The organism is Microbacterium abyssi (assembly GCF_015277895.1).
In the GTDB taxonomy this organism is placed as follows: domain Bacteria; phylum Actinomycetota; class Actinomycetes; order Actinomycetales; family Microbacteriaceae; genus Microbacterium; species Microbacterium abyssi.
In genome coordinates this window covers 2847550-2873426 of record NZ_CP063815.1, presented here as the reverse complement: position 1 = coordinate 2873426, position 25877 = coordinate 2847550, and the positions used below count along the sequence as shown (strand labels likewise).

At 67.2% G+C, this 25877-nt stretch carries 28 protein-coding genes; 16 read left to right on the top strand and 12 right to left on the bottom strand.

Annotated features, from left to right (window positions below; all coding sequences use genetic code 11):
* The first annotated feature begins 88 nt into the window (after window positions 1-88).
* Window positions 89-700, top strand: coding sequence for a TetR/AcrR family transcriptional regulator (locus IM776_RS13840; RefSeq protein ID WP_194420657.1), 612 nt, complete (start codon window positions 89-91; stop codon window positions 698-700).
* A 14-nt stretch (window positions 701-714) separates the two neighbouring features.
* On the opposite strand, the gene IM776_RS13835 is transcribed toward IM776_RS13840, so the two are convergent.
* Window positions 715-1467 carry a CoA-transferase subunit beta gene (locus IM776_RS13835; RefSeq protein WP_194420656.1) on the bottom strand — a complete coding sequence of 251 codons (753 nt, stop codon included), beginning with the start codon at window positions 1465-1467 and terminating at the stop codon, window positions 715-717.
* Window positions 1464-2330 (bottom strand): CoA transferase subunit A, encoded by an 867-nt coding sequence (locus IM776_RS13830; RefSeq protein ID WP_194420655.1) that lies wholly within the window; start codon window positions 2328-2330, stop codon window positions 1464-1466. Before IM776_RS13830 ends, IM776_RS13835 begins: the two co-directional genes overlap by 4 nt.
* Before the next feature lie 129 nt (window positions 2331-2459).
* On the opposite strand from IM776_RS13830, the gene IM776_RS13825 reads away from it, so the two are divergent.
* The 4 genes from IM776_RS13825 to IM776_RS13810 are packed head-to-tail and all read left to right on the top strand — an operon-like array spanning window position 2460 to window position 6536.
* Window positions 2460-3182 carry an SDR family NAD(P)-dependent oxidoreductase gene (locus IM776_RS13825; RefSeq protein ID WP_228479773.1) on the top strand — a complete coding sequence of 241 codons (723 nt, stop codon included), beginning with the start codon at window positions 2460-2462 and terminating at the stop codon, window positions 3180-3182.
* Window positions 3182-4066: an aldo/keto reductase gene (locus tag IM776_RS13820; RefSeq protein ID WP_194420654.1), complete on the top strand. Its 885-nt coding sequence runs from the start codon at window positions 3182-3184 to the stop codon at window positions 4064-4066. The genes IM776_RS13825 and IM776_RS13820 overlap by 1 nt, the downstream gene beginning before the upstream one ends.
* Window positions 4063-5346 (top strand): LLM class flavin-dependent oxidoreductase, encoded by a 1284-nt coding sequence (locus IM776_RS13815; RefSeq protein WP_194420653.1) that lies wholly within the window; start codon window positions 4063-4065, stop codon window positions 5344-5346. The genes IM776_RS13820 and IM776_RS13815 overlap by 4 nt, the downstream gene beginning before the upstream one ends.
* A 38-nt stretch (window positions 5347-5384) precedes the next feature.
* Window positions 5385-6536, top strand: coding sequence for a flavin reductase family protein (locus tag IM776_RS13810; RefSeq protein ID WP_228479772.1), 1152 nt, complete (start codon window positions 5385-5387; stop codon window positions 6534-6536).
* Here IM776_RS13810 and IM776_RS13805 read toward each other — a convergent pair.
* The gene (locus IM776_RS13805; RefSeq protein ID WP_194420651.1) at window positions 6518-6967 is read right to left on the bottom strand and encodes a VOC family protein; all 450 of its coding nucleotides are present in this window, start codon (window positions 6965-6967) and stop codon (window positions 6518-6520) included. The two genes, IM776_RS13810 and IM776_RS13805, sit on opposite strands and share 19 nt — an antisense overlap.
* Window positions 6968-7015: 48 nt before the next feature.
* On the opposite strand from IM776_RS13805, the gene IM776_RS13800 reads away from it, so the two are divergent.
* The 3 genes from IM776_RS13800 to IM776_RS13790 are packed head-to-tail and all read left to right on the top strand — an operon-like array spanning window position 7016 to window position 8819.
* Entirely contained in the window at window positions 7016-7759 is a 744-nt protein-coding gene (locus IM776_RS13800) for an SDR family NAD(P)-dependent oxidoreductase (protein ID WP_194420650.1), read from the top strand.
* A complete protein-coding gene (locus tag IM776_RS13795) occupies window positions 7759-8376 on the top strand; it encodes a gamma carbonic anhydrase family protein (RefSeq protein WP_194420649.1) in 618 nt (205 codons plus the stop codon). Before IM776_RS13800 ends, IM776_RS13795 begins: the two co-directional genes overlap by 1 nt.
* Window positions 8373-8819: a nuclear transport factor 2 family protein gene (locus IM776_RS13790; RefSeq protein WP_194420648.1), complete on the top strand. Its 447-nt coding sequence runs from the start codon at window positions 8373-8375 to the stop codon at window positions 8817-8819. The genes IM776_RS13795 and IM776_RS13790 overlap by 4 nt, the downstream gene beginning before the upstream one ends.
* Window positions 8820-8852: 33 nt before the next feature.
* On the opposite strand, the gene IM776_RS13785 is transcribed toward IM776_RS13790, so the two are convergent.
* Genes IM776_RS13785 through IM776_RS13770 form a run of 4 tightly spaced genes read right to left on the bottom strand, consistent with a single transcriptional unit; the run spans window position 8853 to window position 12941 of the window.
* Window positions 8853-9944 (bottom strand): acyl-CoA dehydrogenase family protein, encoded by a 1092-nt coding sequence (locus tag IM776_RS13785; protein WP_194420647.1) that lies wholly within the window; start codon window positions 9942-9944, stop codon window positions 8853-8855.
* The gene (locus IM776_RS13780; RefSeq protein ID WP_194420646.1) at window positions 9944-10909 is read right to left on the bottom strand and encodes an acyl-CoA dehydrogenase family protein; all 966 of its coding nucleotides are present in this window, start codon (window positions 10907-10909) and stop codon (window positions 9944-9946) included. The genes IM776_RS13785 and IM776_RS13780 overlap by 1 nt, the downstream gene beginning before the upstream one ends.
* Window positions 10909-12078 carry an acyl-CoA dehydrogenase family protein gene (locus tag IM776_RS13775; protein ID WP_194420645.1) on the bottom strand — a complete coding sequence of 390 codons (1170 nt, stop codon included), beginning with the start codon at window positions 12076-12078 and terminating at the stop codon, window positions 10909-10911. Before IM776_RS13775 ends, IM776_RS13780 begins: the two co-directional genes overlap by 1 nt.
* Window positions 12075-12941, bottom strand: coding sequence for an enoyl-CoA hydratase (locus IM776_RS13770; protein WP_194420644.1), 867 nt, complete (start codon window positions 12939-12941; stop codon window positions 12075-12077). The genes IM776_RS13775 and IM776_RS13770 overlap by 4 nt, the downstream gene beginning before the upstream one ends.
* A 105-nt stretch (window positions 12942-13046) precedes the next feature.
* Between IM776_RS13770 and IM776_RS13765 the strand changes: the two genes are divergently transcribed.
* The 3 genes from IM776_RS13765 to IM776_RS13755 are packed head-to-tail and all read left to right on the top strand — an operon-like array spanning window position 13047 to window position 16170.
* Entirely contained in the window at window positions 13047-14213 is a 1167-nt protein-coding gene (locus IM776_RS13765; protein WP_194420643.1) for an acyl-CoA dehydrogenase family protein, read from the top strand.
* Window positions 14210-14998, top strand: a complete 789-nt coding sequence (locus tag IM776_RS13760; protein WP_194420642.1) for an SDR family oxidoreductase — start codon at window positions 14210-14212, stop codon at window positions 14996-14998. Before IM776_RS13765 ends, IM776_RS13760 begins: the two co-directional genes overlap by 4 nt.
* A gap of 20 nt (window positions 14999-15018) precedes the next feature.
* Complete coding sequence (locus IM776_RS13755; protein ID WP_194420641.1) at window positions 15019-16170, top strand: acetyl-CoA C-acetyltransferase; 1152 nt, start codon at window positions 15019-15021, stop codon at window positions 16168-16170.
* Between the two features lie 47 nt (window positions 16171-16217).
* Here the strand turns inward: IM776_RS13755 and IM776_RS13750 are convergent, their stop codons facing one another.
* Genes IM776_RS13750 through IM776_RS13730 form a run of 5 tightly spaced genes read right to left on the bottom strand, consistent with a single transcriptional unit; the run spans window position 16218 to window position 20542 of the window.
* Window positions 16218-17066, bottom strand: coding sequence for an SDR family NAD(P)-dependent oxidoreductase (locus tag IM776_RS13750; RefSeq protein WP_194420640.1), 849 nt, complete (start codon window positions 17064-17066; stop codon window positions 16218-16220).
* Window positions 17067-17104: 38 nt separating this feature from the next.
* Window positions 17105-18178 carry an NAD(P)H-dependent flavin oxidoreductase gene (locus IM776_RS13745; protein WP_194420639.1) on the bottom strand — a complete coding sequence of 358 codons (1074 nt, stop codon included), beginning with the start codon at window positions 18176-18178 and terminating at the stop codon, window positions 17105-17107.
* On the bottom strand, window positions 18175-18924 hold the full coding sequence (locus IM776_RS13740) for a CoA-transferase subunit beta (RefSeq protein WP_194420638.1): 750 nt from the start codon (window positions 18922-18924) through the stop codon (window positions 18175-18177). Before IM776_RS13740 ends, IM776_RS13745 begins: the two co-directional genes overlap by 4 nt.
* Complete coding sequence (locus IM776_RS13735) at window positions 18921-19787, bottom strand: CoA transferase subunit A (RefSeq protein WP_194420637.1); 867 nt, start codon at window positions 19785-19787, stop codon at window positions 18921-18923. Before IM776_RS13735 ends, IM776_RS13740 begins: the two co-directional genes overlap by 4 nt.
* On the bottom strand, window positions 19784-20542 hold the full coding sequence (locus IM776_RS13730; RefSeq protein ID WP_194420636.1) for an enoyl-CoA hydratase family protein: 759 nt from the start codon (window positions 20540-20542) through the stop codon (window positions 19784-19786). The genes IM776_RS13735 and IM776_RS13730 overlap by 4 nt, the downstream gene beginning before the upstream one ends.
* A gap of 135 nt (window positions 20543-20677) precedes the next feature.
* Here IM776_RS13730 and IM776_RS13725 point away from each other — a divergent pair, with 135 nt between their 5' ends.
* The 5 genes from IM776_RS13725 to IM776_RS13705 are packed head-to-tail and all read left to right on the top strand — an operon-like array spanning window position 20678 to window position 25875.
* A complete protein-coding gene (locus tag IM776_RS13725) occupies window positions 20678-21580 on the top strand; it encodes an SDR family oxidoreductase (protein ID WP_194420635.1) in 903 nt (300 codons plus the stop codon).
* The gene (locus IM776_RS13720; protein WP_194420634.1) at window positions 21577-22359 is read left to right on the top strand and encodes a MaoC/PaaZ C-terminal domain-containing protein; all 783 of its coding nucleotides are present in this window, start codon (window positions 21577-21579) and stop codon (window positions 22357-22359) included. The genes IM776_RS13725 and IM776_RS13720 overlap by 4 nt, the downstream gene beginning before the upstream one ends.
* Complete coding sequence (locus IM776_RS13715; protein WP_194420633.1) at window positions 22356-23273, top strand: NAD-dependent epimerase/dehydratase family protein; 918 nt, start codon at window positions 22356-22358, stop codon at window positions 23271-23273. The genes IM776_RS13720 and IM776_RS13715 overlap by 4 nt, the downstream gene beginning before the upstream one ends.
* Window positions 23274-23293: 20 nt before the next feature.
* Entirely contained in the window at window positions 23294-24697 is a 1404-nt protein-coding gene (locus tag IM776_RS13710) for an OB-fold domain-containing protein (protein WP_194420632.1), read from the top strand.
* On the top strand, window positions 24694-25875 hold the full coding sequence (locus IM776_RS13705) for a lipid-transfer protein (protein WP_194420631.1): 1182 nt from the start codon (window positions 24694-24696) through the stop codon (window positions 25873-25875). Before IM776_RS13710 ends, IM776_RS13705 begins: the two co-directional genes overlap by 4 nt.
* Window positions 25876-25877: the final 2 nt, after the last annotated feature.

Sequence of the window (25877 nt, the reverse complement as noted above, 5' to 3'; positions counted from 1 at the left end):
CTCCGGAATGATGATGCGGGACGCGCCCGCGATGGGGCAGACTTGAGCAAGCGCTTGTGACAGCGAGCGTTCGTCTGAAGGAGAACGAATGGCAAGCAACGCCCGTAACGGTCGCCAGGAGCAGAGCTCCGAGCGGCGCGAGCAGATCCTCTCGATCGCCGCTCACCTCATCGCTCGACGCGGCTACTCGGCGACCACCGTGCGAGATATCGCCGATGAGGCCGGCATCCTGTCGGGAAGCCTGTACCACCACTTCTCCTCGAAGGAGGCGATCCTCCAGGAGATCCTTCGGAGCTTCATGACAGGGCTGTTGGCGCGCTTCGAGGAGATCGTCGTCGAAGACGGCAGCCCGCGCGATGTGCTCGACAAGCTCATCGCGCACGCGTTCGCGACGATAGAGAGTCAGCCCGATGCTGTCGCGCTGTACCAGAGCGAACTGGCCTACCTGGCCAAGCAGCCCGGATTCGAGTTCGTCCAGGACCACAGCCTCCGCATCGAGGAGATCTGGCTCGGCCAGATCCAGGAGGGGCAGCGCACCGGCGTCTTCCGCGCCAACCTCGACGCCGGCATAATGTACCGCTTCATCCGCGACGCCGTGTGGTCGTCGGTCGGATGGTACCGACCGGGTCGCGGGCACACGGCGGACGGTCTGACCGACCACTTCCTGGATCTGCTGCATCAGGGGCTTCTCACGGACTGAGCGGGCGACCCGCCTCAGTCCGCGACCTCGCGCGTGCGTGTGCCGTGGGGATCGAGCACCTCGCGGATGAGGCGCAGCTCCTCCGCGTCCGGCACGCGCGTTGCAGGGACCCCGTCGATGTCGACAGCGAATCCTGTGCTCTCACGCACGGTCTGCGGATCCACGCCTGGGTGTATCGAGCGCAGGACCGCTCGGCCATCCGTGCCGAAGCCGAACACTGCGAGGTTCGTCACGACGACTCCGAGATGGTGGTATTCGAGTCCGGCCTCGCGCGCACGGTCGTTGCCGACGCCGGAGACCATGTCGACTCGCTCGACGAAGATGCGCGCGCTGTGGCGCGACACCCAATAGTCGACGCGGTGGTTCGCCGTGTTGCCCGGCGCTCCGCGCACGCCGATGAGCTGGCGCTTAGGCCGATCCCAGTCGCCGATGAGTGAGATGTTCTGGTTGCCGTACTGGTCGATCTGGCTGGCGCCCATCATGCTCTGGCGCCGGCCGGTGGCAAGGATCTCGAAGATGCGGCGGAAAGGCGCCCAGCCCTCGATGAAGGAGCTCTCGGTCTCTTTGGCGCCAGGCGTGGGCGGGCCGCTCAGGAGGAACGCCTCACCATTGGTGAGGACGATGTCCGGTGCGCTGGTCAGCTTGGCCAGGCGTGCCCCGAGGGTCGGGATCGTCCCGACGGCGTGGGCGAGGATCTCGCCGGACTCGAGGTAGGTATCCGCGCAGGCCGCGATGCAGATCTCGGCGAGAGTGGCGTCGGTGGTCATGCTTCTCCTTGCGTGGCGTGGAAGCGGGAGACGGCCGCGTGGTAGCCGTCCTCGTCGGTCTGCAGAAAGGTGCGCTCGAACTCCGGCCACGCTTCGGAGTCCTTCGCCGCCGCGACGTAGTGGCGCTGGAAGGCCTCGTCGCGGCCGTAGTCGGGTTCGCACGTCGTGAAGTGCGCGCCTCGTGGGGCTTCGACGACGTCGGAGGCGTACATGCGGCTGAACAGCAGAGTGTGGAAGCTGCCTTCGTCGAGCAGTTCGGCGGTCGGCACGACCTTCTCGGCCGACACGATCGTGCGCTTCGCGGCCATCGCGAGCAGGTCGTCGAAGTAGGGGTCGGGGCCGAGATACTGCGCGTTGCCCTGCGGGTCTGCGCGGTTGACATGCACGAGGGCGACGTCGAGGTTCAGCGCCGGCATCGCGACGTACTCGTCGTCGGAGTACGGCGACTTCACCGTGCGCAGGTGCGGGTTGGCAGGGATCACGTCGGAGCCGAGTCCTGCACGGATCGGCAGGAAGTCGAGTCGTGCGCCAGCGGCCCGCAGTCCGGTCACGTACATCCCTTCGTCGTACTCCTCGATCTCGAGCTCGCCACGCTCGCGGGCCTGGGTGAACAGCGGGTCGAGAGGGATGCTGTCGAGGGAGACGAAACCGTAGATGAGCTTTCGGATGCGGCCCGCCGCGGCCAGGAGTCCGACGTCGGGGCCGCCGAAGGTCACAACGGTGAGATCGGTCAGATCGCTGCGAAGGATGGCTCGCACGAGTGCCATCGGCTTGCGGCGCGAGCCCCATCCACCTATCCCGATGGTCATCCCGCTCTCGAGAGAGGCGACTGCCTCATCTATGCCCACGCGCTTGTCTGACATCGGTGCTCCTCTTCGCTGCGTTGCGACAAACGCGAACCTAGCGCTTGTTTGGGAGACAGACTAGCATGAGCGACAAGCGCATTCGTGGCCGGGAACTCGGCCGCAGACGACGATGTCAAGGAGAAACGAATGAGTCACTCATCACAGCCCCAGCACACGATCGTGACCGGCGGGGCGAGCGGGATAGGGGCCGCCGTCGTGGATCTGCTGCGTGAGCGCGGCCATCGGGTGACGGTGCTCGACATGCGGCCGAGCGATCGGGACGATGTCGACAGCGAGATCGCAGATGTCCGAGACGAAGCTGCAGTCAAGACCGCCGTGGACAACGCGAGCCGTCGATCGCCGGCCACAGGACTGGTCGTGTGCCACGGTATCCGTGGTGCCTACGTGCCGGCGCTTGAGATGGACCTCGATTTCATGCGTCGCCTCTACGACATTCATGTGGTCGGTGCGCTGGCTGTCTCCAGGGAGTTCGTGCGGCGCCTGGACGGTGCTCACGGTTCGATCGTGCTGATCTCCTCCACCACGGCATACCGCGGTTGGGCGAACCAGGTTGACTACGGTCCCGCGAAAGCCGCCGAGCGGCAACTCATGGAGAATCTGGCCGTGGAGTGGGCGCCGCTCGGTGTTCGGGTCAACGCAGTCGCCCCCGGTCATACGCTGACGCCGATGGTGAAGGACCTGGCCAGTACGGGATACGACCTCAGCGCCGTTGAACGGCGCACGCCGCGCGGACAGCTCGCCACACCGCGAGAGATGGCAGAGTCCATCGTCTGGTTGCTGCTCGATGCCAGCCACGTGATCGGACAGTGTCTTCCTGTGGACGGCGGGTGGACGGCGGTCGGCAAGTGATGCCGACCAGAACCCTGGGTGATCTTCAGGTCTCTTCGCTCGGCATGGGGGCGATGACGCTCACGCAGACTCCCGATAAAGACCCTGCGCAGGGAATACAGACCGTTCAGGCGGCACTGGATGCAGGCATCACGCTGTTCGACACAGCGGACAGTTACGGGCCGAGCGGTGAGATGGGAGTGAACGAACTCGCTCTCATCCGTGCCCTGCGCACGCGTCCTGACGCGCTCAATGATGTGGTGATCGCCACGAAGGGCGGCCACACTCGTGGGCCGAACGCCACGTGGTGGGTCGACGGGACTCCGGAGCACATCGCTCGGGCGGCACGCGATTCGCTGCAGCGGCTCGGCTTGGAGGCGCTGCCGTTGTACCAGCATCATCGTCCGGACATCCGTGTGCCGTATGCCGACTCTCTGGGAGCTCTGCGGCAACTCGTCGACGACGGAATCGCCGTGCGCATCGGCGTATCCAACGTCGATGCGTCACAGCTCGATACCGCGACAGAGATTCTCGGTGACCGACTCGTCAGCGTGCAGAACGAGTACTCGCCGTTGGAGCGCTCGAACGAAGCCATACTGCGGCTGTGCGAACAGCGCGGGCTCACCTTCCTCGCTTGGGGGCCGCTGGGCGGAATGCGCGCGGCGAAGGGCCTGGGTGCAGCTGCTCCCGCGTTCCAGCGAGTCGCTGAGCGTCGCGGTGTCAGCGTGCAGCAGGTCGCCGTGGCCTGGCTGCTCGCTCTTTCGCCGCGGCTCATTCCCGTTCCCGGCGCCAGCAGGCCGCAGAGCGTGCGCAGCTCTGTCGCTGCGGCGACGCTTGAGCTCGATGATGGCGAGCTTGCGGAACTCGACCGAGTGAACACCTCAGTAGAAGGAGAACCATCATGATGCATCTCGCCGCGTACATCCAAGGAGTCGGAGCAGCCCAGGCGGCATGGCGCTCGCCTCGCACCGACGCGGCCAATGCTCTGGGGCTGGATCACTGGATCGAGACCGCTCGGGTTGCCGAGACAGCGTGCTTCGACGCCTTCTTCCTCGCCGATGTTCTCGCAATCGGCGACCAGATCGCCACGGATGCCACGGAACGGCCGGATCCGGTCGCGGTGCTGTCAGCGATCACCGGATTCACCGAGCGCATCGGTCTCGTGGGTACCAGCTCCACGACGTTCAATGACCCCTTCACGGTGGCTCGCCAGTTCGCGACGCTCGATCATCTAAGCAGAGGTCGCGCAGGGTGGAACGTCGTCACGACGGCAGTCGGAGCGTCCGCTGCGAACTACGGCTCGGCGGCGCTGCCGGATCATGCTGACCGCTATGAACGCGCAGAGGAGTTCGTCGAGGTGGTCACGGCGCTCTGGGATGGTTGGGACGCGGATGCCATCGTCGGGGATGCGTCATCCGGACGGTATGCAGACCTCGAACGGATCCATGCGGTCGCGCACAGCGGCAAGCATTTTCAAGTGGCAGGCCCCCTTCCGTTGCGGCGCTCGCCGCAGGGGCGTCCGGTGATCGCCCAAGCCGGGTCATCCGGACCAGGAATGAACCTCAGCGCCGCTTGGGCGGAGATGACGTTCACCACGCAGTGGGATATGGACTCCAGCCGCGAGTTCGTTGCGCGAACACGGGAGCTGTCGGCGGAGCACGGCCGCGCGCCGGGAAGCCTCAGGGTGCTGCCCGGCATCATGCCCTTCGTCGGTTCCACCGAGCAGGAAGCACAGGCACTGGCACGCGAGTTCGGAGGCTTCGTCGATGTCGCCGGTCTCAGCGCATTCCTCACCCACCATCTCGGAAATCTCGATCTCGATGACGTCGACCCGGATGCACCGCTGCCGGACCTGCGTCCACGTCTCGCGGAGAACGCGAGCGTGTCTCGTCCCCGCCTCTACATCGAGACGGCGCTCAAGGAAGGGCTGACTCTTCGCCAGCTCGCTCAGCGCATCGCGCTGACCCTCGGGCACCGCCCGGTGATCGGTACGCCCGAGGCGATCGCCGACGACCTGGAACGCTGGTTCACGGCTGGTGCGGCGGACGGCTTCATCGTCCTGCCAGCGGACCTGCCGCAGGGGTTGAAGGATTTCGGAGAGCAGGTCGTGCCGATCCTGCAGGAGCGCGGACTCTTCCGTCGCGAGTACACGGGCAGCACTCTCCGGGAGCACCTGAGCGAATGACTGCTTCCGGCGCGAATCAGAGCGGCGTGGAGCCGCGTGTGTTCCGAGATGTTCTCGGTCATTTCCCCACCGGAGTGGTCGTCATCACCGCCAGGGATCCCGAGGACGAACCCGTAGCGATGGTCGTCGGATCATTCACATCGGTCTCCCTCGACCCTCCGCTGGTCGCGTTCCTGCCGACCCGCACGTCCTCGAGCTATGAGCGGATGCGCGGCGCGGAAGGCTTCTGCGTGAATGTGCTGAGCGAGGATCAGGAAGAGCTGTGCCGTCGCCTCGCGAGTCGGGACCCCCACAAGTTCGATGGGGTCGCGTGGCGCCCCTCCCCGGCGGGCAACCCTATCCTCGACGGCTCCGTGGCCTGGATCGACTGCACAGTGACGGCTCGGCACACGGAGGGGGATCACGACATCGTGATCGGTGCCGTCACCGCGCTCGACACCGAGGAGCCCGCGGGCCCGTTGCTGTTCTTCCAAGGAGGATACGGGCGGTTCGACCGACGCCGGGAGGACGACGATGCCGCACAGCTCAGCCGGCAGCTGCAGATCGCTGACGCTACTCGTCCCCACCTTGAAGCACTTGCGAGAGAGACCGGGCTCGAGACCTACACTCAGTCGCTCGTCGGCGGGGATCTGCTGATTCTGGCTGCTGCCTCGGGATCCGAAAGATCGGTCCGGGAACACATCGGTCGACGGTTGCCGCTGCGGATGCCGTATGGCGCGACGTTCCCCGCGTTCGACCAGTCCCTGGTCTCACGATGGACACCGCCACGACAGGCTCTTCCCGCGGGTGACGCGGGCGTGGAAGAGCGGCTCGAACGAGTGCGCCGCCGCGGCTGGTCCGTCGGCCTCGTCGCGCAGGATCACGACGAGCACTGGGCGACGATCTCACGCCATGGCAGAGACAGCGGACATACCGGCGTGGATGTGCGCATCCGTGCAGCGCTGGAGAGCATCGCGGACGCGTACGAACCGGCCGATGACGTGCTCGACACGGGCGCACTGAGTGTGCGAATCCTGTCGGCACCTGTTTTCGACTCCACCGGGGCGATGGTCCTGAGCATCGTGCTGTTCGGATTTCCGCCCGACGCCGAACCCGCGCAGGTCCGGCGATGGACGGATCGGCTCACTTCCACGGCCGAGGCCGCCTCGAAGGGCCTGTCCGTTCCGGGCGCTCAGGAAGAAGAAGAATGAGGCGCCTGCAGCAGTTCGACCCGGACCTCGTCCGGTCCGAGTATGTACACATAGCGGTAACCCTTGAGGGGGCCGGTGCCGGCGACCATCGTCGCGGAAAGCGGGGGATACCCGAGGTCCGTCGCTTGTGCGATGGCCGCCTCGATGTCATCGACGACGATCGCGGGGTGCGCGGCGCCGATGTGACCGTTGTTCGGGTCGATGCGCGGGGCGTCGGCGCCGCGGTATTCCAGCAGCTCGATGAAGACGTCATTGGAGGCGCGTACGAAGGTCATCGAGATCTCCACGCCGGGGTAGCCGGTGGCGGCCTCGACAGCGGGCCCGCTCTTGATCAGCGGACCGATGGCCTCGCCGCCGCTGAGCGTCCGGTAGAACGTCGTCGCCGATGCCAGGTCGCTCACGGTGATGCCGATGTGATGAATCGTACTCATTCTGCCTCCAAACAAATGCTTGTTTGCTAACTATTGCGAAGGAATCTCATGAACGCAACGCCCATCATCGATCTGACCGACAAGATCGCGCTCATCACCGGAGCAGCCGGCGGGCAGGGCCGCTCGCATGCCAGGCTCTTCCACCAGCTCGGCGCGCGTCTCGTGCTCACCGACCTCGACGGCGATGCCGTCACGGAGTTCGCCGCAGAGTTCGGCGATGATGCGATCGGGATCGCCCATGATGTCAGCTCGGCCGCAGCCTGGAACGATGTCGTCGAGAACGCGAAGCAGGCGTTCGGGCGCGTCGACATTCTCGTCAACAACGCTGGTTTCTGCCCGGAGGGACCGCTGGCCGACACCTCGGAGAAGGTGATCCGGCTCACGCTCGATGTCAACCTCATAGGTCCGATGCTCGGCGTACAGGCACTTCTGCCCCTGATGAAGAACGGCGGTGCCTCCGTCGTCAACATCGCCTCCACCGCCGGCGTTTCCGGCTATGCGAACCGCGTGCCGTACTCGGCGTCGAAGTGGGGTCTTCGGGGTGTGTCGCATGCGCTCGCTCATGAGCTCTCCGAGTGGGGAATCCGCGTGAACACCGTGTGCCCGGGCGCTGTCGACACTCCGATGATCACGGAAGACACCCGTGCCGGTGTCGGCTTCATCTCCCGCATCCCGATTCCACGCGCCGGACGCCCCGAGGAGATCTCGAATCTCGTCGCGTTCCTCGCGAGCGACGCCAGCAGCTACTGCACGGGACAGGACTTCGTGATCGACGGCGGCCAGGTCGCCTGATGCCTGTGTACGAGTTCGACGGCGTCGTGCCGGTCGTCGACCCGACGGCGTTCGTGCACGAGACCGCGAGCCTGATCGGCGATGTGATCATCGGCCCCGGATGCTATATCGGACCATTCGCGAGCCTGCGCGGTGACTTCGGCCGCATCGTCGTGGGGGAGGGCTCGAACGTGCAGGACTCCTGCGTGATCCATGCCTTCCCTGGCGCAGACGCCGTACTCGATCCGAACAGCCACGTCGGCCACGGTGCGGTGCTGCACGGGTGCCGGATCGGCTCCTTCGCACTGATCGGCATCGGCGTCACCGTGCTCGACGGCGCGGAGATCGGCGCGGACTCTCTCATCGGAGCGGGAGCGGTGGTGACGGCCGGCACCGTCGTGCCGGAAGGGTCCAAGGTGCTCGGCGCGCCCGCGAAGGTGATCGGCCCGCTCGATGAGCAGGCCAAGGCGTGGAAGCGAAACGGCGTGCGCATCTATCAGGAGCTCGCGCGTCGCAGTCGCGAGAGCCTGCGTCCGGTTCCGCCGCTCAGTGCAGTCGAACCGGATCGGCGGCGCACCGCATGGTCAGCGGATGCCGCGACTCCGCTGCACCGGAAAAGGGCTGAAGGCGCCTCATGAACGCTGCGGCGCAGTTCGCGGACTGGCGGGCGGTCACGCGTGTGATCGCCCGCTACGGGCGCTTCGCCGACCAGCGGCGACCGGAGGACATGGCAGACCTGTTCGTCGCCGATGGCCGGATGCTGATGTACCGGCCGCGGGCCGAGACACCCGCCGAGTCGCCGCAGGGCCGCGAGCAGCTCATCCGCGCTTTCAGTGCACTGTCGCAGTTCGCTGTGACCAGCCATGTGCTGTCACCGAGCGATGTCGAGATCGACGGTGACAACGCACGCGTGCACACCTACTGCATGTCGCACCACATCCGCGAGGCGCCGGACGGGCGCACGCGGTTCACGCTCGCCGACCGGTATGACGACACGCTCGTGCGCGTTGGCGACCAGTGGCTGTTCCAGGAGCGCCGCAAGTACACCGACTGGACCGAGTCCACTCCGCTTCGGCGCTGATTCCAGGGCCTTGGCAGGCTCCGGAATCAGCGGTCAGAGGACCCAGGCCTCGCGGAGCTCGCGCGGCGTGCCGAAGAGCTGCCCGAGGGAGTGCGCGCGCTTGAAGATCAGGTGTGCATCGTGCTCCCAGGTGATCGCGATGCCGCCGTGCAGTTGGATCGTCTCCGATGCGATCTGCTCGAGTGCTTCGGAGCAGGTCGCCTTGGCGATCACGGCAAGCGTGAAGCGGTCGTCCGCACCTTCTGCGAGGGCGTCGGATGCGGCTCGCGATGCCGTACGTGCGATCTCTGCCTGCACGTGCATGTCGGCCAGGCGATGCTTGATCGCCTGGAACGATCCGATCTGCCGTCCGAATTGCACCCGCTGCTTCGCATAGGCCACGGTCTCGTCGAGGGCGCGGGCGGCACTGCCGGCCTGCACGGCGCTGGTCGCGGCGAGAGCGAGTGCGCGCACTGTCTCCAGCACAGCGGGATCAGCGTCGCCGAGCGCACGGGCAGGCGTCGCGTCGAAGCGCAGCGTCGCCAGGCGCATGGTCTGATCCATCGTCCGGCTGTCCTCGCGCGCGACGGCGCCTGCATCGGACACCTCGAACAGGCGCGGGCCCTCGGGCGTCTGTGCGATCACGATCAGTACGTCAGCGGTCGCACCGTCGAGCACGAATCCGCTCGTGCCGGTCAGCGTCCAGCCGCTGTGATCCGCTGCTCGGACACCCGCGTTGTCGGGAGAGAATCGGCCGGACGGGTCCGCCCACGCGAGTGCGGCCGACGACGAGCCTTCAGCGATCGCCGGCAGCAGTCGAGTCGCGGCGTCCCGATCGCCAGAAGCGACGATGGCCTGTGCGGCGATGGCGACGGAGCCGAGATAAGGCGACGGGGCGAGCGAGTATCCGATCTCCTCCAGCACCAGCTGCGCCTCGCGCAGGGTGAAGCCGGCGCCGCCGTATTCCTCGGGTATCGCCATCCCGGCGATGCCGATCTCCTCGCACAGCAGACGCCACAGCTCCGCGTCGTAGCGTTCGGCGCTGTCCAGGGCGCGACGGTTCGCCGCGCTGTCGGCACGCTGGCTCAGGACTCCGCGTACAAGCGCGACGAGCTCCTGCTGATCCTCATCGGGTTCGAATGACATCACCGCTCCTTCGGGAGGATAGCGCGGGCGATCCGCGCCCGGTGGAACTCGGGCGTGCCCCAGGCCGCGGAGAGCGCTGGTGCGAGGCCGAGCCAGATGCGCAGGGCGTGCTCTGCGGTGTAGCCGATAGCTCCGTGCACCTGCAGTGAGGTGCGGGCGGCGAGCATCGCCGCATCGCCTGCGGCGACCTTCGCTGCAGAGACTGCCCTGTCAGCATCTGACTGGTCTGCGCGCAACGCGGCATTCCATACCAGCGGCCGAGCGAAGCTCAGCGCGATGCGCACATCGGCGAGTTGGTGCTTGAGTGCCTGGAATTCGCCGATCGGATGACCGAACTGCTCGCGCACCTTCGCATAGGAGACGGCTTCGTCCAGCATCCGCTCCCCGGCGCCGACGAGCGTTGCTGCCGCCGCAATGGCGGCCTCGTTCAGCGCGCCCGCGAGCGCACCGGGCTCGAGCGGAGCAGCGGAGCCGCTCTGGGTCAGACGTGCAAGGCGCCGGGTCGGCGCGACAGAGGTCAGCTCTTCCTCGATCTCGCCGCTAGCCAGCGCACCGTCCTGGACGATGTAGCGGTGCGTTGCGATGCGCGCATCGAGCGCGGCGGGTGCGATGCCGTCGACAGCTGCGGTCGCGATGGCACCACCCGCGAGTTCCGCCCTGGTGTCGTCATCGACGAGCGACGGGAGCAGCGCGACGGTCTCGAGGTAGGGACCGGGAACACCGTGGTATCCGAGTCGCTCGAACACGACCGCCAGGTCGGTCAGCGTGCCGCCGAAGCCCCCGGCCGCCTCGCTCACGCGAAGCCCGAGCAGGCCCATCTCGCCGAATCGGCGCCACAGAGCGAGCCCCGCGGACGTGGCCCCGTCGGCCCAGCTGCGGGCGATGTCTGCTCCGCCTCCGCCCTCGACGATGTCGTCGATGGCCTCGGTGAAGGCGACCTGTTCTTCTGTGGGCAGGAATCGCATCATGCGCGCCTTCCGGTTCCGCTGCGGGGGAGACCAAGAATCCGCTCCGCGATGATGTTGCGCTGGACCTCGTTCGTGCCCGCGTAGATCGGCCCGGCGAGGGAGAACTGATAGTCGTCGACCCACCGTCCGCCTTCGGTGGCGGAGGCGCCGCGCAGCTCTCCTTCAGGGCCGAGGATGCGCAGTGCCGTCTCATGGATGTGCAGGTCGAGCTCGGACCAGAACACCTTGTTGATGCTGCCTTCGGCGCCGACCGAACCACCCTCGAGCAGGGTGCTCACGGTCTGCCAGGTGAACAGGCGGTACGCCTCCGCGCCGATCCAGGCGTCGACGACCGCGTTGTCCTCGCCGGGGCTGTCCGCATCGGACTGCAGGGCGATGAGGCGATCCGTCGCGGCGAGAAACCGTCCGGGAGCACGCAGCGAAAGGCCGCGCTCGTTTCCGGCCGTGCTCATGGCGACGCGCCATCCGTCGCCCGGCGCACCCAGAACATCCTCATCCGGCACGAACACGTCATCGAAGAAGATCTCCGCGAACCCGGTCGTGCCGTCGAGCTGTGCGATCGGGCGGACGGTGATGCCTGCGGCATCCATCGGGAAGAGGAAGTAGGTGAGTCCGCGGTGCCGCTGCGCCTCGGGGTCGGAGCGGAACAGACCGAAGCCGCGATCGGCCCATGCAGCGCGCGAGCTCCAGATCTTCTGGCCGTTGAGCACCCAGCCGCCGCGCTCGTCGTCGCGGCTGGCCGTGCTCCGGATCGCGGCCAGGTCGCTGCCGGCGCCCGGCTCGGACCAGGCCTGCGCCCAGATCAGCGATCCGTCGGTCATCGGGCCGAGGAAGCGCTCGTGCTGCTCGGGCGTGCCGTGCTCGAACAGGATCGGCGCGAGCAGCGAGATGCCGTTCTGTGCGACGCGAGTAGGTGCGCCGGCGCGGTAGTACTCCTCCTCGAACAGCACCCACTCGGTGATGCCGACGTCTCTTCCGCCGTACTGCTCCGGCCACGACACCACCGACCACCGCCCGGCGGCGAGCGTCGCCTCCCACTCCCGGTGCGCGGCGAAGCCCGCCTCCGTGTCCATCGACGGCAGGGGCGTCTCGGGCACGTGGGCTTCGAGCCAGGCGCGCGCCTCAGCGGCGAAGGCCCCCTGCTCGGGGGTGAGGTCGAGGTTCACTTCGTCGCTCCCTGCTCTGTGTCCGTCTTGATGGACTTCACGTCTACGCCGCCGAGCGAGTCGCCGCCGACTTCGGCGTTGTGCGAATGCGCCGCGTGATGCAGGCCGAACACCGAGTCCATGCCCGCGCGCATGCCCTGAAGGTCTTCAGCCTGGTTCACGGCCTTCTTCGTCAGGGCGAGCCCGAGGCGGGGCATCCTGCCGATGCGCTCGGCCAGAGCGAGGGTCGTCTCCTCCAGCTCGTCGCGGGGAACCACATGGTTGACCATGCCGAGCTCGTAGGCGCGATCGGCGGGCATCCGGTCGCCTGTGTAGAGCATCTCCTTGGCGGCGCGGGGGTTGGTCACCCAGGGGTGGGCGAAGTACTCCACACCGGGGATGCCCATCGAGACGACCGGGTCCTGGAAGAACGCGTCCTCCGAGGCGACGATGAAATCACACGACCAGGCGAGCATGAGGCCGCCGGCGATGCAGGCGCCCTGCACCATGGCGATGACGGGCTTGGGGATCTCCCGCCAGCGCCGGCACATGCCCAGGTACACCTCGGATTCGCGGGCGAAGCGCGAGTCGACGCCCTGCGCTCCGACGTGGTCCCACCAGATGACGGCCTTGCGCTCGAAGCTCTCATCGATGTCGCGCTCAGGCGTGCCGATGTCGTGGCCGGCGCAGAAGTGCTTGCCGTTGCCGCCGAGGACGATCGTCTTCACGGCATCGTCGTCGACGGCGCGGATGAATGCGGCATCCAGCGCGTAGGTGACCTTCGAGTTCTGCGCATTGCGATACTGGGGGCGGTTCAGCCGGATGATCGCGGTCGTGCCGCGTACCTCATAGGTGACCACGGCATCGGCGGATTCTACGGTCATGGCGGCTCCTCTCTGAGCTCCGGGCAGAAACCAAACAATCGCTTGGTTTAGTTGATACTATACGTGAAGAGAATGCCGAAGACCACGACTCGACGAGGAGCACAGATGGACGCGACGCAGCACGACGCGGATGAGCGGTTCCGCGCCGAGATCCGCGAGTGGCTGAGTGAGAATCTCTCCGGCCGCTTCGCCGCACTACGCGGCCGCGGCGGCTCCGGACGCGAGCACGAAGACTTCGAGGCGCGCCTGGAATGGAATCGTCACATGGCGGCATCCGGCTGGACGTGCGTGGCCTGGCCGGTCGAGTACGGCGGACGAGGGCTCAGCATCGCGCAGCAGGTCATCTTCCATGAGGAGTACGCCAGGGCGGATGCTCCGGCCAGGGTCAACCACCTCGGTGAGGAACTGCTCGGCCCCACCCTCATCGCGCACGGCACGGCCGAGCAGAAGGCGCGCTTCCTGCCCGGCATCGTCGCCGTCGAAGAGCTGTGGTGCCAGGGATACTCCGAGCCCGGCGCCGGGTCGGACCTCGCCGCAGTCTCGACGAAGGCCGTGCTCAACGGCGACGAGTGGTCGATCACGGGTCAGAAGGTGTGGACGTCGCTCGCGCAGCACGCCGACTGGTGCTTCGTGATCGCCCGCACCGAGCAGGGCTCGACGCGTCACAGGGGCCTCTCCTACTTGCTGGTGCCGATGGATCAGTCCGGCATCGAGGTGCGTCCGATCCTGCAGCTCACCGCGACCAGCGAGTTCAACGAGGTCTTCTTCGACGACGCCCGCACCGCGTCGGACCTCGTCGTCGGCGGCGAGGGCAACGGATTCAAGGTCGCCATGGCGACGCTCGGGTTCGAACGCGGCGTCTCGACGCTTGCCCAGCAGATCGCGTTCCGCCGCGAGTTGGATGCCGTGATCGCCACCGCGCAGCGCACCGGTGCCATCGACGACGCGGTGATCCACGATCGGCTGGCGAGGGCCGACATGGATCTCGAAGTCATCCGTCAGCACGCGCTGCGCACACTCGGCGGCGAGCAGGGCGACAGCGCCTCAGTGACGAAGCTGCTCTGGTCGAATTGGCACCGCAGCCTCGGAGAGCTGGCCATGCAGGCCGCCGGCCCCGCATCCCTGGTCGTCGGCGACGACTACGCGCTCGATGATCTGCAGACCCTTTTCCTGTTCAGCCGCTCCGACACGATCTACGGCGGCTCGGACGAGATCCAGCGAAACGTCATCGCCGAGCGCGTGCTCGGCCTGCCCAGAGAGGCCCGTCCATGAGCAACACCGCACCCGAGTACGTCCCAGGCCACGAGCTGCTGGCAGGCAAGCGCGTCGTCATCACCGCTGCCGCCGGCGCGGGCATCGGTCAAGCGATCGCCATCCGCGCTCTCGAGGAGGGGGCGGCGCTCGTCGTCCTCGGCGATACCCATGCCGGTCGCCTCGCAGAGGCGCAGCAAGAGCTCGGCGAACGCTTCGGAGTCGACCGCGTGCGCACGGCCGTGTGCGATGTGACGGTGGAGGAACAGGTCGCGGCCTTCCTCGACCTCGCGGAAGACGGCGGACCGATCGACGTGATGATCAACAATGCCGGCCTGGGGGGCTCGGTGTCGATCCTCGACATGACCGACGAGCAATGGGACAAGGTCCTCGATGTGACGCTCACCGGCACGTTCCGCTGCATCCGCGCAGTGGGCCGCCGTATGGTCGCGGCAGGCACTGCCGGCGTGATCGTCAACAACGCCTCGGTCATCGGCTGGCGCGCGCAGGTGGAGCAGGCCCACTACGCCGCGGCCAAGGCCGGCGTGATGGCACTCACCCGCAGCGCCGCGATGGATCTCGCTCCGCACGGCATCCGCGTCAACGCGGTGTCGCCGAGTCTGGCGATGCACCCGTTCCTGGAGAAGGTCACCTCACCGGAGATGCTTGAGCAGCTCAAGGCACGCGAGGCGTTCGGCCGTGCGGCAGAGCCTTGGGAGGTCGCCAACGTCATGGTGTTCCTCGCCAGCGGATACTCCTCATACATGACCGGCGAGGTCGTCGCCGTCAGCAGTCAGCACCCGTGAGTGCAGAGAGAAGGAAGAACATGGCAGAGGCATACATCGTCGACGCCGTCCGCTCGCCCGTGGGCAAGCGCGGCGGATCACTCTCGAGCATCCATCCCGCCGATCTCGGTGCACACAGCCTCCGAGCACTCGTGGAGCGCACCGGCATCGATGCGGGAGTGATCGACGACGTCATCATCGGCGCGACAGACACGCTCGGCGGCCAGGCGGGCAACGTCGGTCGTACTGCCGCGCTGGTGGCAGGATTCCCCGAGCACGTTCCGGGCGTCACGGTCGATCGCCAGTGCGGGTCCAGCCAGCAGGCGGTGCATTTCGCGGCGCAGGCCGTGATGAGCGGCGTGAACGACCTCGTGATCGCGGGCGGACTGCAGAACATGTCGCAGCTGCCGATCTCCTCGGCGATGGTCGCCGGCGAACAATACGGCTTCACGACCCCGTTCGCCGAGTCGCCCGGCTGGCAGGAGCGCTACCCCGATCAGGAGATCTCGCAGTTCGTCGGCGCGGAGATGATCGCCGAGAAGTGGAACATCACCCGCGAAGAGATGGAGCAGTTCGCGCTGGAGAGCCACCAGCGCGCGGCACGCGCACAGGACGAAGGGCGCTTCGACGGTGAGATCGCACCGCTGAACGGACTCGATCGCGACGAGGGAGTCCGGCGCGACACATCGCTCGAGCGCATGGCGGGCCTGCAGTCGCTGACTCCCGGCGGACGGCTGACCGCTGCGGTCGCCTCGCAGATCAGCGACGCATCGAGCGCAGTGCTCGTCGCGAGCGCGCAGGCGGTGAAGGACCACGGACTCACCCCGCGTGCCCGCATCCACCACATGTCGGTGCGCGGCGACAGCCCTGTCTTCATGCTCACCGCCCCCATCCCCGCGACGGCTTATGCGCTGGAGCGCTCCGGCATGACCATCGACGACATCGATCTGTTCGAGGTGAACGAGGCGTTCGCGTCGGTCGTACTCGCATGGATGAAGGAGACCGGAACCGATCCGAAGAAGGTGAACGTCAATGGCGGCGGCATCGCGCTCGGGCATCCGATCGGTGCGACGGGCACACGACTCATGACGACGCTGCTCAACGAACTGGAGCGCACCGGAGGCCGCTACGGCTTGCAGACGATGTGCGAGGGCGGCGGAGTCGCGAACGTGACGATCATCGAGCGTCTCTGAGGAACTGATCCCGCGCGACGGCGGTGATGCCGTCTCGCGGGATCGGGCTATTCGACGCGTCGCGCCGCAGCCGGGGCCTCGCGCCTCCGCAGGCGGTCGGAGCGCACGCGCATGCGCTCTTCGCCGTAAGCCTCATCGGGCAGGATGTAGAACTCGCCGGCGGCACCCTGGCGGAAGATCTCGTGGGCGGCGTCATCGGGAGTCTGCGCCCCCGCCAGCAGCTCGGTCATGTGCGCGCGTACGCGCTCGGCGGTCTCCGCGTCATCGCCGGTGGTGAGATCGGCATCCTCGAAGATGCGCGATGCCACCGGCGCCGGAAGTATTGCAGCGACCTCGATGGGGTGCCCAGCCTCGATGAGATCCATTCGCAGCGATTCGGTGAAACCGAGCACTGCGTGCTTGCCGGCGATGTAGGCGGCCTGCATCGGCATGCCGCTGATCGCTCCGATGGATGCCACATTCCACACTCGCGCCGGGCGACCGGTCTCGACCATCCGGGGGACGAAGGAGCGGATGCCGTGGAAGACTCCGCCGACATTGATCTCCCAGGTGCGCTGCCAGCTCTCCTCGGACATCTCCCAGGCGTAGCCGACGTGCTCGACGCCGGCATTGCTGATGAGCAGGTCGACAGAACCGCGCGCGTACGTGCGGGCTGCGAGCTCGTCCACGGAAGACGGGTCGCGCACATCGACGTGCTCGGGCCAGGCTTCGGATCCGTCTGCGGTGAGTTCCGCCGCGACCCGCGTCGCCGCATCGATATCGATGTCGGCGAGCACGACGCGCATGCCGAGGGCGGCAGCACGTCGGGCGAGCCCGGCACCGATGCCGCTGCCAGCTCCGGTGATCACGGCGAGTCCTCCTCTGAAGGTCTCGGCTTCATACGACTGCGCTGTCATACCTGCTCCTTTTCGCGTCGGGTTCTGCGGACGGGGAGTCAGGCCCTCAGCTGGCCCGCGGCTGCGCGCAGGTGTTCGACCGCGTCCCGCACGACACGGTCGACCAGCGCCTCGCAGCTGGGGAGGTCGTCGATCATGCCGACCACTTGACCCGCCGCCAGCATTCCGGCGTGGGTATCGCCGTCGACGAGCCCCGCTTTGAGCAGCATGGGGGTGTTCGCAGCGAGGGTCATCTGCGCCCAGCTCCGCCCGGTGGCCTTCTTCATCGCGACGGCATCCTTGATCATCTGCGGCCAGCTGAGTCCGGATATCTTCTTGAACTCCAATGACCTGCGCAGCGTCGGTACCAGCCGGGAGAGAGCGTTCCCGCTCTCGAGCCCGTTGACGAACTCGGTGCGCAGCAGCCGGTGCGGCATGCCGTCGGCCTTCGTGGTGACAACGGTGCCGTCGAGACCGAAGCCGAGGTAGCGCTGCTTGATGGCATCCGGCACTGCGCTGTCGCTGGTGAGCAGGAAACGAGTGCCCATACCGACGCCCACCGCGCCGTAGGCAAGGGCGGCGGCGAGGCCCCGACCATCGTGGAATCCTCCTGCCGCGATTACGGGGATGTCAACCGCGGAGACCACCGACGGTAACAGGATCGAGGTCGGCACGGCGCCGGTGTGCCCACCGCCTTCGCCGCCCTGCACCATCACGGCATCCGCACCCCAGGAGGCGACCTTCTCGGCATGGCGCACCGCGCCGATCGAGGGGATCACGACGATGTCGTTCTCTTTCAGCCGTTCGATCAACTCGCGACGGGGCGCGAGGGCGAAACTGGCGACCTTCACGCCGTGGCGGATCAGCAGCTCGACGCGCTCGGCGGCGTCCCCGGCATCCGCTCGGAGGTTGACTCCGAACGGGCGGTCGGTGCGTTCGGTGACCTCGATGATCTGCCGCTCGAGCTCGTCGTAGGTCATCGTGGCCGACGCGAGGATGCCGAGAGCGCCGGCTTCGGCGGTGGCGGAGACGAGTCGGGCTCCAGCGACCCAGCCCATCCCGGTCTGCACGATCGGGTGATCGACGCCGGTGAGTGCGGTCAGCGGGGTCGAGATCAACGGGGGAGTTGTCATGATGCGGTCACCTCTCGGTCGCGGAGTCCGCGTGGATCCAATCGCTCGCGCACGAGGCGCAGCTCTTCATCGGTCGGGAGCCTGGTCTCGGGGACGTCGGCGGGAATGTGCAGGATGAAGCCGGTGGCGGCCTTGACCTGATCGTGTGTCACGCCGGGGTGGACGCTGATGAGTGCGACGGTCCCGTCCGGGCCTGAGAAATCAAGCACGGCGAGATCGGTGACTATGCGGCGCAGATCCTGGAAGCGGTCGGCGCCCGTGGCGCGCGCACGGGCGGGCCCGACGCCGGTGACGACGTCGACCTGCTCGACGAACACCCGCGGACTGTGCCGCGCGATCCAGTAGCTCGTGGTGTGGTTCACCGTATTGGTGGCGGCGGCTCTGGCGCCCAGGAGCTGCCGGGACGGATGGTCACGATCTCCGATCGCGGAGAGGTTCTGGTTGCCGTGCCGGTCGATCTGCGCGGCGCCCATGATCACATGGCGTCGGCCGCGTGCGATGGTCTCGAACAACCTGGCGTAGGGGAATGGTGCCTCCGGCTCACGGAACGGCTCGTCGACGGCGGGGGTGTCCGCGTACAGCGTCGCTTCGCCATCGCTGAGCAGCAGTTGGGGAGCGTGGGTGAGGCGGGCGAGGCGCGCACCGATGGACGGCACGATTCCGATGGAGCTCGCGAGGATCGTGCCTGCTCCGCGGAACAGGTCGCCGCACGCGGTCGCGGCGACCTCAGCGCGGGTCGCGTTCATCGCGCAGCCTCCTCATGGAAGGCCTCCACTGCCGCACGGTAGCCCTCCTCGTCGACATCGACGAACCGGTCAAGGAATGCAGCGCGCGTCTGCGCCGATACGGCCGACTGGACATACGCCCGTTGCAGCGCCTCGTCGCGCTCGGTATGCGGCGGGTGGGCGGTGAAGCCGGCACCTCCCCGTGCCTCGACGACGAGATCGACGAGCGTGCGGTCGAGCACCCGAGCAGCGGGCCCTGCATCTGTGAGCAGCTCGGCCGTGTCGACGATGCTCTCCACGCTCGCGACGATGCGCTCTGCCGCACCGGCGAACAGATCGTCGAAGAACAGATCAGGACCGAGACACACTGCGGTGCCTGCCGCATCGGCGCGATCGAGGTGGATCAGCGCGAGGTCGAGCGGCACGGCAGGCATCGCCACGAGCACCTCGGCATCGGCGTAGGGAGACGTGATCGTGCGGATCTCGGGATTGCGAACGACGGCATCGGATCCGGCTCCTGCTCTCGTCGCCTCGAACGGCAGTCGCCGCGAGGCGGCCCTGAGCCCGGCCACCAGCATCGCCTCGTCGTACTCGACGTTGCGGATTGCACCGCTCTGGCGGGCGGCAGCGAAGTAGGGGTCCACCGCGATCGTGTCCAGAGAGACGAATCCGTGCACGACTTCGGATGCTTGACCGGTGGCGCAGAGGATGCCGACGTCCGCTCCGCCGAAGCTGACGATGCGCAGATCCTGGGCGCCGGAGCGCACGATCTGGCGCACGAGTGCCATCGGCTTGCGACGAGAGCCCCACCCGCCGATCCCGATCGTCATGCCGTCGTGGATCAGCGAGGCGACCGTCGCGATGGACGAGGTCGCCTCGCTCATGTCGAGAGGTTCGCGCCGGTGGAGACGAAGGCATCCCGAAGCTCGTCCGAGACCCCCGCGAGGTTGAGCTCGAAGGTGAACCCCTGCTCGAACCGGTAGCTGCGGTTGACGTCCATCGGATCGATTCCGTTGAGCGCCTCCTTGGCTGCGCGGATGACGCGGGGATCCTTTGCGGCGATCTCCTCAGCGATGTCGAGTGCGGTCGCGTCGAGCTCCGCTCGCGGCACCACCGCGCTGACGGAGCCGAACTCCGCAAGACGCTGCGCGGTGACGGTGCGGCTCGTGTAGTACATCGAGCGCAGCAGGTGCTGCGGAACCAGGCGCGAGAGGTGGGTGGCGGCGCCGAGCGCACCGCGGTCGACCTCCGGTACGCCGAAGGTCGCATCGTCAGAGGCGACGATGACGTCACTATTGCCGATCAGACCCACTCCGCCCCCGAGGCAGAATCCGTTGACGGCGGCGATCACGGGCACCGCGCATTCGTAGATCGCTTTGAATGCCTCGTAGCATCCGCGATTCGCCCCGAGGATGCCGGAGAAGCCCTCGATCTTCTGCATCTCCTTGATGTCCACGCCGGCGTTGAAGCCGCGGCCCTCGGCGCGAAGGATGACGACGCGCGTCTCGGGGTCGGAGCTTGCCTCGCGCATCGCGGTCGCGATGTCGAACCAGCCTGCGACTGGAAGGGCATTCACGGGGGGATAGTCCATCGTTACAGTGCGGACACCGCGGGAATGCAGGGTGGAAGTGATCGTCATCGGACACCTAACCTAACGTTTGCTCAAGTCACCCTAGCACTTGCTTGGTTGGTACAGGAAGCAATTCCGCCCGGTTGCCCTAACAATTGCTTGGTTGGTATGCTCAGGATATCCACGCTCGAAGGGGAGTCGAACATGCCAGGAATCCTTGAGGGCCGCGTCGCCGTCGTCACCGGTGCCGGTCGCGGCCTCGGACGCGAGCACGCGCTCGAGCTTGCGAGGCAGGGCGCGAAGGTCGTCGTCAACGACCTAGGAACAACTCTTGACGGCGCGGGCCTCTCTGTCGGCCCTGCGCAGGAGGTCGTTGACAGCATCGTCGCCGCGGGCGGTGAAGCCGTCGCCAATGGGGCGGACATCGCCGACTTCGCGCAGGCTGCAGAACTGATCGATCAGGCCGTCTCAGTATTCGGCGGTTTGGACATCCTCGTCAACAACGCCGGCTTCGTACGTGACCGGATGCTGGTCAACGCCGGAGAGGACGAGTGGGACGCGGTCATCCGTGTGCACCTCAAGGGACATTTCGCCCCGCTCCGTCACGCGAGCGCATATTGGCGATCTGAAGCGAAGGGCGGCCGCCAGCCGCTCGCCCGCGTGATCAACACATCCTCGGGCGCCGGACTGCAGGGCAGCATCGGGCAGGCCGCGTATTCTGCGGCGAAGGGCGGCATAGCCTCGCTCACGCTCGTCGCCGCAGCCGAACTCGGCCGATACGGCGTCGCCGTCAACGCGATCGCCCCTTCTGCGCGCACGCGCATGACCGAGGGCCCGTTCGCGGATGCGATGGCAGCGCCGGATGGCGGCTTCGACAGGATGGATCCCGCGAACGTCTCTCCGGTCGTCGCGTGGCTCGCGAGCGCGGATTGCTCGATCACCGGACGGATGATCGAGATCGAAGGCGGACGTATCTGCCTCGAGGATGGCTGGCGTCACGGCCCGGTGCGCGAACTCGATCGCCGCTGGGATGCCGCTGAAGTCGGTACCGCGGTACGCGAACTGGTGGCCGAAGGCGCCGCACCCGAGGCGGTGTACGGCGCATGAGTGCTGCGGACTGGGCAGGCAAGAGCCTCGGTGATCGCACGGTCGGCTACGACGAGAAGGACGCGGTCCTCTACGCCATCGCGGTCGGGGCGCAGGCCACCGACCTCGACCTCGTGTTCGAGGATCGACTGCGAGTGCTGCCGACCTTCGGCCTCACCCTGGCGCAATGGGCGCCGGACGTGCTCGGCGGAGCAGGGGCGTTCGACAACCGCGCGGTGCACGGGTCGCAGATTCTTGAGGTGCACAGACCGCTCCCGCCTTCGGGGGAGGTGCACCTCTCGGCGCGGGTCGGCGATGTGTGGGACAAGGGCTCGGCCGCCATCTTCGATGTGATCGTGGAATGCGCCGAGTTCACGGCCACCTGGTCGCTTTTCGCGCCCGGGGCCGGTGGCTTCGGCGGTGAGCGCGGTCCCGCCCGTGCGGCACCAGCCCAACGTCCGGCGGGCGCCCGCTCGACGGTGTCGACGTTCGCAAACCAGGCGGCGCTCTATCGTCTGACCGGCGACCGTCACCACATCCACATCGACCCGGAGGCCTCCGCGCGCATCGGACAGCCGACGCCGATCCTGCAGGGGCTGTGCACACTTGCCGCGACCACTCTGGTGCTCGCAGCAGAGCAGGGTGCGCATCCCGCCGATCTCGCCGCGCTGGAAGGACGGTTCAGCGGACCAGTCATCCCCGGCGACGCGCTCGATCTGGAATTCTGGCCGGACGGCGCATTCGAGGTGCACCATGCTGCGGCATCGGTGATCTCCGATGGCAAGGCGGCGTTCGCATGAGTCGTGTACTCGTCGTCGGCGCGACCGGCATGATCGGCAGTCACGTCGCTGCGGATCTCGCCGCCCGCGGGGATCACGTCACCGTGATGGCGCGCCGCGAACCGTCCGAGCGAGACCCGCGGGCCGTGCAGTCGATGCCGCGTCTGCGTGGCGACTACACCGAAGCCGACGCTTCGCCGCGCGAACTCGAGGGATTCGACGCGATCGTGTTCGCCGCAGGCAACGACATCCGTCATGTTCCGGCCGATCAGGAGGACGCCGAATTCTGGGATCGCACGCAGAGCGCCGGCGTGCCCCGATTCGCCGCCCGCGCGAAGGCTGCAGGCGTCGGCAGATTCGTGCAGGTCGGCAGCTACTACCACCAGCTGCATCCGGAGTGGGCCGAGCGGATCCCCTACGTCGCCGCGCGTCGCGATGCCGACGAAGGCACTCGCGCCCTCAGCGACGGCGGGTTCGCGGCGATGACTCTGAATCCGCCGTCGATCGTCGGAGCGGACGAGCGCGGGGTTCGCCGGTTCGCACGCATGATCGCGTGGACGCGTGGTGAGCTCGACGAGCCGGAGCTGTTCGCCCCACCCGGTGGAACCAATTACATGTCGGTCCGCTCCCTCTCGCAGGCCGTCCAGGGCGCGCTCGACTCTGGCGACGGCGGCCGCGCCTATCTCATCGGCGATCGCAACCTCACCTATCGTGATTACTTCCAGATGCTGGCGGATGCCGCGGGCAGCACCCACGTCATAGAAGAGCGCGACCAGGAGCATCCGTATCAGCCGGACCGGTTCATCGTGCAGGGACGCGGCGCTGTCATCGCGTATGAACCCGACCCCGCGGAGACCGCCCTGCTCGGCTACGACCGCGATGATGTCGAACGCGCGCTCGCCGAGATCGTCGAGCGCGCAGACGCTCAACGCTGAATAGTCAGGGGATCATCGTGTTGGATACGCAGACGTCGGATGCGGGAGACCTGAGCGCGTACATCGGTCGTGAAGCGGAGCCGCCGCGCGTGAGCCGCTTCGAGGTGAACGAGGCGATGATCGTGCACTGGACCGAGGCGCTCGAGGATCGAAACCCTCTCTATGCGGACCGGGATGCTGCGCGTGCTGCCGGACGCGCGACGACCGTCTGTCCACCCGCGATGATCTCGACCTGGGTCATGTCTGGATATCAGCGCTACCGCGCGGTGCAGCAGAGGCGGAAAGCCGGCGAAGCCGAGGCGACCGAGTACTCCGCGCTCATGCGGGAGCTCGACGACCTGGGGTTCACTTCGGTCGTCGGTACCGACGTCGAGCAGCACTACACCGCCGAGGTCCCGGTGGGGACGCGCGTGACCGCCCGCTACACGATCGAAGACGTATCACCACTGAAGAAGACGAAGCTCGGCGACGGTCACTTCGTGACGCTGCACAAGAGGTACGACGACGAAGACGGCAGGGAACTCGCGACCGAGAGGTTCCGGCTGTTGCGGTTCCGGCCCGCATCTGCACCGCGGGCCGACCGCCGCTCCGGGGTCCCGCCACTCGTGCGCACGCAGGACAACGGCTTCTGGTTCGATGCGGCAGCGAAGGGCCGCCTCGTCATCCAGCGCTGCACGGACTGCGGCGAGTTGCGGCACCCGCCGGGGCCGTCCTGCCCGCACTGCCGGTCCTTCTCCTGGGATGCCGTCGAGTCCACGGGGCGGGGAACGCTGCACAGCTGGACGATTGTGCACCATCCGCAGGATCCCGCCTTCACTTACCCGCTTGCGGTGGGGCTGCTCGACCTCGACGAAGGCATCCGAATCGTCGCTGATTTCGAGAGCGTGCCCGAGAGCGGGCTGGAGATCGGTGCAGCGGCACACATCGTGTTCGGCGAGCACGAGCATGGCGAGCAGCTGCCGTTCGTGCGCCTGGGAGAGCCCGATGTCGTACCGGCTGCCGCGCACGTGGAGCCGGCAGTCGAGGAATGTCAGGGCGGCACAGTGCTGCCAGCTCTCAGCCTGGAGCTCGACCGCACGGCGATCATCGCCGCAGCTCTTGCTTCGCAGGACTATGAAGACGTTCACCACGATCCGAGTCGCGCGCGGCAGCGCGGCATGCCGGATATCTTCCTCAGCATCAACACCACCAACGGACTCGTCAGTCGCTACCTCACGGACTGGGGCGGACCACAGCTGCGCATCCATTCGATCGCATTGCGCCTCGGAGTGCCGCATTTCGCCGGCATGCAGCTCCGTCTCACCGGGCTCGCGCGATCGACCGAGGACGGGCGCACCGAGGTCGAGGTCGTCGGACGCAACGACGCCGGCGTGCACGTGAGGGCCACGGCTGTCGTATCGGGAACGCCGGGGGAGACGGAATGATTGACGGATTCGCCGGGAAGGCGGCCATCGCGGGGATCGGCGCCACCGAATTCTCGAAGGATTCCGGACGCTCCGAGTGGCAGCTCGCCTGCGAGAGCGTCCTGCTCGCGCTGGAGGACGCGCAGATCCGACCTGAGGAGGTTGACGGGTTCGCGCTGTTCACGATGGAGAACAACCCCGAGATCGCAGTCGCGCGGGCCCTCGGCATCCCTCAACTGAAATTCTTCACCCGTATTCCGCACGGCGGGGGCGGTGCCACGGCGCCGGTGCAGCAGGCGGCGCTAGCGGTGGCATCCGGCGTCGCGGACGTCGTCGTCGTCTACCGGGCGTTCAACGAGAGGTCCGGGCACCGATTCGGTGCAGGGCCACCGCCGTTCGCTTACATGCCGAGCACGGATCAGGAGTACCGCAACTGGATCAATCCGTACGGGCTGCTCACCCCCGCGTCGCAGGAGGCGTTCCTCGCTCGACGGTACATGCACGAATTCGGGGTGACGAGCGAGGACTTCGGCCGGGTGTCCGTCCTGTCCAGACAGCACGCCGCGAACAATCCCAAAGCGTGGTTCTATGACCGACCGATCACGCTGGAAGACCACCAGTCCTCCCGCATGATCGCCGATCCGATGCGTCTGCTGGACTGCTGCCAGGAGACCGACGGCGGTCAGGCGCTGGTCATCGTCAGCGCTGAGCGCGCTCGCGACCTGCCGCAAGCCCCTGCCATTATCAGCGGCGCGGCGCAAGGTGTCGGGCCGCAGCAGATCTCGATGAGTAGCTACTACCGCGACAGCATCGATGAGATGCCGGAGGTGGCGCTTGTGGCACGACAGCTCAGGGAGCAGTCCGGGCTCGGTGTCGATGACCTCGACGCGGCGATCATCTACGACGCGTTCACGCCGATGGTGCTGCTGCAGTTGGAGGAGTACGGCTTCTGCGGGCGCGGTGAGGCTGCAGGCCTGCTGCGCGACGGTCACCTCGATCTTGACGGACGCTGGCCGATGAACACTCACGGCGGACAACTCGGTGAGGGCTATCTGCACGGAGTCAACGGCATCGCCGAGGGAGTGCGCCTGATCCGGGGCGCATCGACGAACCAGCCGAAGAAGGAGATCGGCAATGTGTTGATCACCGGCGGGTCCCCGGTGCCGCATTCAGGGCTGCTGCTCAGCGCAGACCGCTGAGC

Excerpts from the sequence above, each read along its gene's own strand:
- IM776_RS13840 (WP_194420657.1), top strand. The coding sequence starts at position 89 with ATGGCAAGCAACGCCCGTAACGGTCGCCAGGAGCAGAGCTCCGAGCGG.
- IM776_RS13835 (WP_194420656.1), bottom strand. The coding sequence starts at position 1,467 with ATGACCACCGACGCCACTCTCGCCGAGATCTGCATCGCGGCCTGCGCG.
- IM776_RS13830 (WP_194420655.1), bottom strand. The coding sequence starts at position 2,330 with ATGTCAGACAAGCGCGTGGGCATAGATGAGGCAGTCGCCTCTCTCGAG.
- IM776_RS13825 (WP_228479773.1), top strand. The coding sequence starts at position 2,460 with ATGAGTCACTCATCACAGCCCCAGCACACGATCGTGACCGGCGGGGCG.
- IM776_RS13820 (WP_194420654.1), top strand. The coding sequence starts at position 3,182 with ATGCCGACCAGAACCCTGGGTGATCTTCAGGTCTCTTCGCTCGGCATG.
- IM776_RS13815 (WP_194420653.1), top strand. The coding sequence starts at position 4,063 with ATGATGCATCTCGCCGCGTACATCCAAGGAGTCGGAGCAGCCCAGGCG.
- IM776_RS13805 (WP_194420651.1), bottom strand. The coding sequence starts at position 6,967 with ATGAGTACGATTCATCACATCGGCATCACCGTGAGCGACCTGGCATCG.
- IM776_RS13800 (WP_194420650.1), top strand. The coding sequence starts at position 7,016 with ATGAACGCAACGCCCATCATCGATCTGACCGACAAGATCGCGCTCATC.
- IM776_RS13795 (WP_194420649.1), top strand. The coding sequence starts at position 7,759 with ATGCCTGTGTACGAGTTCGACGGCGTCGTGCCGGTCGTCGACCCGACG.
- IM776_RS13790 (WP_194420648.1), top strand. The coding sequence starts at position 8,373 with ATGAACGCTGCGGCGCAGTTCGCGGACTGGCGGGCGGTCACGCGTGTG.
- IM776_RS13785 (WP_194420647.1), bottom strand. The coding sequence starts at position 9,944 with ATGTCATTCGAACCCGATGAGGATCAGCAGGAGCTCGTCGCGCTTGTA.
- IM776_RS13780 (WP_194420646.1), bottom strand. The coding sequence starts at position 10,909 with ATGCGATTCCTGCCCACAGAAGAACAGGTCGCCTTCACCGAGGCCATC.
- IM776_RS13770 (WP_194420644.1), bottom strand. The coding sequence starts at position 12,941 with ATGACCGTAGAATCCGCCGATGCCGTGGTCACCTATGAGGTACGCGGC.
- IM776_RS13765 (WP_194420643.1), top strand. The coding sequence starts at position 13,047 with ATGGACGCGACGCAGCACGACGCGGATGAGCGGTTCCGCGCCGAGATC.
- IM776_RS13760 (WP_194420642.1), top strand. The coding sequence starts at position 14,210 with ATGAGCAACACCGCACCCGAGTACGTCCCAGGCCACGAGCTGCTGGCA.
- IM776_RS13755 (WP_194420641.1), top strand. The coding sequence starts at position 15,019 with ATGGCAGAGGCATACATCGTCGACGCCGTCCGCTCGCCCGTGGGCAAG.
- IM776_RS13750 (WP_194420640.1), bottom strand. The coding sequence starts at position 17,066 with ATGACAGCGCAGTCGTATGAAGCCGAGACCTTCAGAGGAGGACTCGCC.
- IM776_RS13745 (WP_194420639.1), bottom strand. The coding sequence starts at position 18,178 with ATGACAACTCCCCCGTTGATCTCGACCCCGCTGACCGCACTCACCGGC.
- IM776_RS13740 (WP_194420638.1), bottom strand. The coding sequence starts at position 18,924 with ATGAACGCGACCCGCGCTGAGGTCGCCGCGACCGCGTGCGGCGACCTG.
- IM776_RS13735 (WP_194420637.1), bottom strand. The coding sequence starts at position 19,787 with ATGAGCGAGGCGACCTCGTCCATCGCGACGGTCGCCTCGCTGATCCAC.
- IM776_RS13730 (WP_194420636.1), bottom strand. The coding sequence starts at position 20,542 with ATGACGATCACTTCCACCCTGCATTCCCGCGGTGTCCGCACTGTAACG.
- IM776_RS13725 (WP_194420635.1), top strand. The coding sequence starts at position 20,678 with ATGCCAGGAATCCTTGAGGGCCGCGTCGCCGTCGTCACCGGTGCCGGT.
- IM776_RS13720 (WP_194420634.1), top strand. The coding sequence starts at position 21,577 with ATGAGTGCTGCGGACTGGGCAGGCAAGAGCCTCGGTGATCGCACGGTC.
- IM776_RS13715 (WP_194420633.1), top strand. The coding sequence starts at position 22,356 with ATGAGTCGTGTACTCGTCGTCGGCGCGACCGGCATGATCGGCAGTCAC.
- IM776_RS13705 (WP_194420631.1), top strand. The coding sequence starts at position 24,694 with ATGATTGACGGATTCGCCGGGAAGGCGGCCATCGCGGGGATCGGCGCC.